The organism is Gordonia sp. AC31, assembly GCF_031844505.1.
Classification (GTDB): Bacteria; Actinomycetota; Actinomycetes; order Mycobacteriales; family Mycobacteriaceae; genus Gordonia; species Gordonia hongkongensis.
Genome location: NZ_JAUZVK010000088.1, coordinates 1 through 1,059 on the forward strand (window position 1 = coordinate 1; position 1,059 = coordinate 1,059).

A 1,059-nucleotide genomic window follows, 5' to 3' on the forward strand; every position below is an offset into this window, starting at 1 on the left:
AGGGGTATAAGGTAGCGGCATGAACGAGCACTCTTCCCCTGAGCACGTCGGTCACGACGCCGCCGATGAACGCCACCACGGCCAACTCGCCGCAGCGTCACACAACCACCACGATCACCATGCTGAGCGCGCCCGCGCAGACCATGATCACGCTGGGCATGGGGGGCATGGTGATCACGTCGGGCAGTTCCGGCGGCTGTTCTGGATCATGGGTGCCCTGGCTGTGCCGGTCGTGGCCTTTTCGCCCATGTTCGCGATGCTCATCGGCTATGACCTACCCGATGGTGAAGTGTTGAAGTGGGTCTCACCGGTGCTGGGTACGGTGATGTACTGCTGGGGTGGGCGGCCGTTCCTGGTAGGCGCCTATTCAGAACTGCGGTCGCGTGCACCGGGAATGATGCTGTTGATCGCCTTGGCGATCACGGTGGCCTTCGTGGCGTCCTGGGGTGCGAGCATCGGTGTGTTGCACCACGAACTGGACTTCTGGTGGGAACTGGCGCTGCTCATCGTGATCATGCTGTTGGGGCATTGGATCGAGATGCGGTCGCTGGCCCAGACGACCTCGGCCCTGGACTCGCTGGCCGCGCTGCTGCCCGATGAGGCCGAACGCGTCGATGGCGACCAGATCACCACGGTTGCTCCCAGTGAGCTGCAGGTCGGAGATGTGGTGATCGTGCGCCCGGGGGCCAGCGTGCCGGCCGACGGTCGCGTCGTAGACGGCTCGGCCGAGCTCGATGAATCCATGGTCACCGGAGAATCGCGCACGGTGCGCCGCGGCATCGGCGATCAGGTGGTGGCCGGCACGGTGGCCACCGACTCGGGGCTGCGGGTCCAGATCACCGCCACCGGCGATGACACGGCGCTGGCCGGGATCCAGCGCCTGGTGGCAGACGCGCAGAACTCCACCTCCCGCGCCCAGCGGCTGGCCGATTCCGCTGCAGCGCTGCTGTTCTGGTTCGCGCTCGGCTCAGCGATCATCACCGCCATCGTGTGGACGGTCATCGGCCAACCCGACCAGGCGGTGATTCGAACCATCACCGTGCTGGTCATCGCCTGCCC

Annotated in this window: 1 protein-coding gene; it reads left to right on the forward strand. The window is 66.0% G+C overall.

The genetic code is table 11. The annotated features are described in order from the left end of the window. Window positions 1–19: 19 nt before the first annotated feature. A partial coding sequence (locus tag Q9R39_RS24705) for an HAD-IC family P-type ATPase (protein WP_311278461.1) occupies window positions 20–1,059 on the forward strand: 1,040 nt, incomplete at its 3' end.